Genomic DNA, 5,198 nt, shown 5'->3' with positions numbered 1-5,198 from the left:
CCGGTCTGCGCTTCTGGCTGCTGGCGGTGGCCGAGGCGGGCAACGATGCCGCGCTTCCGCAAGCGCTGAATGGCGGTGAAGGGCTGATACGCGATTATCTGCTCGAAGAAGTCATCGATTGCTTGCCAACCGAAGTGCAATCCTTCCTCTACGAAACCGCACCGCAGGAACGCTTTTGCAGCGAGCTGTGCGACGCGGTCCGCGAAGCCCATGACAGCGCCGAGATCCTGCGCTTTCTGCTCGCCCACCAGGTATTTCTGGTGCCGCTGGACGAGCACGGTCACTGGTATCGCTATCACCATTTGTTTTCTGACTTGTTGCGCAGCCGGCCAATCGCCCAGGCGATGGTGCCCAACGCTACACTGCATTTGCGCGCCTGCCGCTGGTTCAACGCACAGGGCTTGCTCGACGAAGCGGTGGAGCAGGCGTTGCGTGCCGGGCATCTCGATGTCGCGGCGAACCTGGTACAGAACCTGTCCGAAGAACAGCTGCTCGCCGAGCAGAACGTCGGCATGCTGCTGCGATGGAAAATGGACTTGCCCGACAGCCTGCTGATCAGCACGCCACGGCTGATCGTGCTCTACAGCTGGGCGCTGGGGCTGGCCTGTCAGCTCGATGCCGCTGAAGAGCTGGCCAGCCATTTGAGCCGTTTCCTGCCGGCGCCTTCGGCCACCGCGCAAAAATCCATGCTGGCGCAATGGCTGGCGCTTAGCGGGATCATCGCTCGCGGGCGCGGCCATCGCGAACTGACCCTGCGTTATTGCAGCGAAGCGCTGGAGAGCCTGCCGGCCAAGCGTTACGGCCAGCGCCTGATGTGTCTGTCGACCCTATCCAATCTGGCGATCGCCGACGGTGATCTGTGGCGCGCCCGTGGCCTGAACCGCGAATCGCTTGAGCTGGCGCAACGGGTCGGCAATCCATTATTCGAAGCACTGGCGCATTACGACAGGGCGCGGGTTCTGCAATCGCGGGGCGAGATCCTGCGCGCGCTGGATGAAGTGCATCAGGGCCTGGAGCGCTTGCGCGGTCTGTCGCCGCAACGCCTGTACGCCGTGCGCGCACGGCTGACGTTGTACGAAGGTTTCCTGCTGGCGATGCGTTTGCAGCCGCAGGCTGCACGCATACGCCTGCTGGCCGGCATTGGCGAGGCGCGGGCCTGTCGCGACATCAGCGTGCTGATCGGCCACTGCGTGATTGCCCGCCTGGACGGCGCCAGCGGCGAGTTCGCCAAGGCCTTCGCCGAACTCGCCGAAGCCGAACGCCTGATGCACATCTGGGACGTGCCGCCGATCTACTACCTGGCGATGATCACCTTGGTCAAATGCGAACTGTGGCTGGCCCAGGGTCGCATCGATCTCGCCGAGGCGTGGCTTGCGCGCCTGGGCCAGACCTACACCGGCGAACACGCCGCTGCACCGCCGGAGTTTCATCCGCAGCTGCCGCTGCATGTGGAGCTGCAACAGGCGCTGCTCGATGTAATTCAGGGCCAACCGATGCTGGCCGAAGGTCGGCTGGACGTATTGCATGAAAACGGCCAGCGGACCGGACGCCAGTTGCTCAGTGTGATGGCGTTGACGCAGAAGGTGACGCTGTTGCTGTCGAATGGGCGCGAACCGGAAGCCCGCAAAACGTTGAGCCAAGCTCTGGAAGCCGCTGCCGGCGGCGTCTTCCAGCCCTTCGATGCGCTACTGAAAAGCCATGCCGACTGGATGCGCGGGCAATTGCAGGCACTCTCCTGCAACGCGGTCAGCCAGCAATTGCTCACGCATTTCCCAACAGCCGCGCCACGCCCGGCCGTGGAAAGCTCCGCTACCGAACAACTCAGCAGCCGGGAATTGGCCGTGCTGCGCCTGATCGCTCAAGGCTGTTCCAATCAGGAGATCAGCGAGCAGTTGTTCATTTCCCTGCACACGGTGAAAACCCACGCCAGCCATATCAATAGCAAGCTCGGGGTTGAGCGGCGTACGCAGGCGGTGGCGCGTGCCAAAGAGCTTGGAGTCTTGCAGTAGTATTTGCGTCAAGCTGTTACGATAAAGATGAATGGAATCAGTCCGAAGGTGAGTATGAAAGAGCAAACTCGACTAACTCAATATAGTCGGAGCGGAGGATGCGGGTGTAAAATTTCACCTCAAGTGCTTGAGAGAATTCTTTCGGGAAATATTTCAAAGACAATTGATTTAGGGCTATGGGTTGGTAACGAAAGTAAAGATGATGCTGCTGTGTTTGGAATTGATGCAGACAGAGGTGTAGTTACCAGCGCTGATTTTTTTACCCCCATTGTCGACGACCCATTTTATTTTGGTCGAATAGCAGCGGCAAATGCTATTAGCGATATTTATGCGATGGGAGGTGAGCCAATAGTCGCGATAGCTATCCTTGGTTGGCCTGTCGGGGAGTTGTCTCCAGACATAGCTGCAGAAGTAATACGAGGTGGAAGGTTTGCTTGCAAAGAGGCGGGAATTGCTCTCGCTGGAGGGCATTCGATCGATTCGATTGAACCATTTTTTGGTCTAAGTGTTACAGGCCTTGTTTCTCGAAAGTCATTGAAAAGAAATAATACGTCAGAGGAGGGGTGCCGGATATATTTGAGCAAGCCCTTAGGCGTTGGCGTTCTTTCCACTGCCGAAAAATTAGGTCTTGTTCGGGAGGAAGATCTAGACAAGGCTAAGGTGTTGATGAGTACCTTAAATAAGGTGGGCGCAAGATTTGGTAAATTGAGCGGTGTTTCGTCTATGACGGATGTCACTGGGTTTGGACTGATTGGGCATCTTCTGGAGATGGCTGAAGGAAGCGGTTTAACTGCGCAAATAACTTACTCCAAAGTCCCTAAATTGGATTGTGTTGAACAATATATAAAGTTCGGGTGTTTACCTTCTGGTGCACGAAGGAATTATGAAAGTTTTCGGGGAAAGGTTACCCCAGATTTAGATGATGGAAAAATGTTGCTGTGTGATCCCCAAACAAATGGTGGTTTGTTGGTTGCGGTAAAAAAGAATGACGAAAATGAGTTTTTAGCGGCTTCTGAAGAAGAAGGAGTGGAGGTTTTTTTAATTGGTGAATTCGTGAAGAGGTCTGGATACGCAATTGAGGTGCTATGAGCCTCTTAAGAAATTCTTATTAAAGGAGTGGGCAAGTGTTTGATTTTCTTTCTCGGTTGCTAAGATTTTTGAAGTCGCCAGGGCCATTGTGGGGTACCGTAGTATTCTCTTTATGTTTTGTCGTGGCTGCTAGCATTTTTTTTAAAGTCTCAGATCTTGCGGCTTATTGGGTTTCAGCTGGATTGTTCTTTATTGGGGTAATTCTTTCTTTCGTTTTTTCACGGACGGCCGGTTTTGATGGGGCTCTATCTCACTTTCGAGAAGTTATCATTGGTTCGACAAGTATAGGTTTGGTTTCTATAAAAAAGCTTTCTGATAATCCGCCGGAAGTTATAGCGCTTCAAACAAAAACAAGTATGCAATTTATGGGGATCGCTGGTGAGAAGTTTTTAAGGGCTGCATTAGAGTCTGGTGTTTTTTTTAGAACTAATACAAGTGTGCAAGCTGTCAGGATAATGTTAATGGATCCTTTTAGCGATGACATGGCTCGCCTTTCCATGGGTGAGAATGGTCAAAGCACAAATCGATTAAAAATTATCGCCACAATCAAACTTTTACACGACCTTCAGATGAAGGGCTATAAGTTTGAGGTTCGGCTTTATCCGAAGACTCCACCTTTGCGGTTGCTGATTTCTGATAATACTGTTACAGCGATGTCAGTGTATTCACCCGATTCAAATGGTTGGAGGAATGCGCAGTTAATATTTGATGCCAAAAACTGCCCTGATTCGTTGGCTCCATATTTTTGTGAGTTGTTTAATGATTTGTGGGAGCGCGGGTTGAATTTTAATTTGAGCCAAAGAGCTGAGGCCTTGTCATCGTTCAAGCAGGCGATTGATTCAACTATGGTTGAAGTGGGAATGGTTCATGGCAGATTTCAACCTTTTCATCATGAACATTTCGAATACGTGCTATATGGAATATCCAGGTCGAAAAAATGTTTGATCGGAATTACTCAACCCGATATTGGGAAGATTACAGGTTGTGAGTTATTGCCGCACCGAGGTACTTCTGAGGGAAATCCGTTCTCATTTGAAGAGCGCGCGGACATGATTCGGTTGTCGCTATTAGATTGGGGAGTGCCAGAGAGCAGGTTTGAAATCATAAGGTTTGACATCGATCAATCTGATGAGGCTTTTTCTGTTCTCCGTCAAGAGCATAAAAATGTAGTGCAGTTTGTTAGGCTTTTTAGTGAGTGGGAAATTCATAAAAAGAAGATATTCGAAAGTGCTGGAATGAAGGTTGAAATCGTCCGTAGCGAGGCTAGCCAGTTCTCTACAAAAAATGTTACCGGCACTCTAGTTAGGGAGCTTGTAGAGTCAGACAGGAATTGGAAAGATTTTGTTCCCTTGGGTACAAAGTTGGTTGTTTCAAGTCGCGGTAAGCCAAAGAGGAAATAGGAATGCTTTCGAATTCGGATATTGAGTTGCTTATTATTGAGGGTTCTTTGCGTGTTGTCTCAAAAGAAAGTGTAACTCTTCGTCCCGGCTCCATTTGCTTGCATCTCGCATCTGAGGTGATGGTTTTTGATCTGCCCTGCCAGCCTGTGGATTTATTAAATTCTAGTACTTATCCACAGTTGGTTAGTAAGAAGATTTGTGATGTTGATGGTTATGTACTGAATCCTGGGGGTTTTGTGTTGGCAGGTACTGTAGAGAAGGTTGGCTTAAGTGAAGATATTGGAGGTCAATTATCTAATTTGTCAGGGCTCGCAAGACTGGGTTTAAATGTTTTGCTTTCAACACATGTTGCTCCGGGTTTTGGCTCAAAGGAGCCAAAAGCTTTTACTCTAGAGATTCATAATGTCTCGCCTTTTTCACTAATTCTGAAGCCAGGTATGCGCATTTGTCATCTGATTCTCCATCGAATGAATTCAAGTGCTTCAGTCGGTTATGACGAGTTAATGGTCGACAAATATACTTCTGGAGCGCCGTCTGGATCTGAGTATATGGGGTAATTGTTGAGAGGTTTGGTAGGTTTTGTTTTTTATCTAAGCTTCATCGTGTTAAATATTTTAACGATTAATTAGGCTGTGTCGAAATATGATCCGCGAAACCTTCCCCGTCGGCCCGCTCCAGTGCAACTGCACCATCATCGGCG

Annotated in this window: 4 protein-coding genes; all 4 read left to right on the top strand. The window is 50.4% G+C overall.

Annotation, left to right across the window (positions count from 1 at the left end):
• The coding region (locus D6877_RS23940; RefSeq protein ID WP_130912311.1) for a LuxR C-terminal-related transcriptional regulator at window positions 1-2,009 on the top strand (2,009 nt) is incomplete at its 5' end.
• 54 nt (window positions 2,010-2,063) lie between these two features.
• Window positions 2,064-3,098, top strand: a complete 1,035-nt coding sequence (gene selD, locus D6877_RS23935; RefSeq protein ID WP_130912307.1) for a selenide, water dikinase SelD — start codon at window positions 2,064-2,066, stop codon at window positions 3,096-3,098.
• A gap of 35 nt (window positions 3,099-3,133) precedes the next feature.
• Window positions 3,134-4,498, top strand: coding sequence for a hypothetical protein (locus tag D6877_RS23930; protein WP_130912306.1), 1,365 nt, complete (start codon window positions 3,134-3,136; stop codon window positions 4,496-4,498).
• 2 nt (window positions 4,499-4,500) lie between these two features.
• Entirely contained in the window at window positions 4,501-5,055 is a 555-nt protein-coding gene (locus D6877_RS23925) for a dCTP deaminase (protein ID WP_130912305.1), read from the top strand.
• Window positions 5,056-5,198 lie beyond the last annotated feature (143 nt).

The sequence above is a fragment of the Pseudomonas sp. Sample_9 genome, from assembly GCF_004307535.1.
GTDB lineage: Bacteria > Pseudomonadota > Gammaproteobacteria > Pseudomonadales > Pseudomonadaceae > Aquipseudomonas > Aquipseudomonas mercuritolerans.
This window is presented reverse-complemented; position numbering and strand designations above follow the sequence as displayed.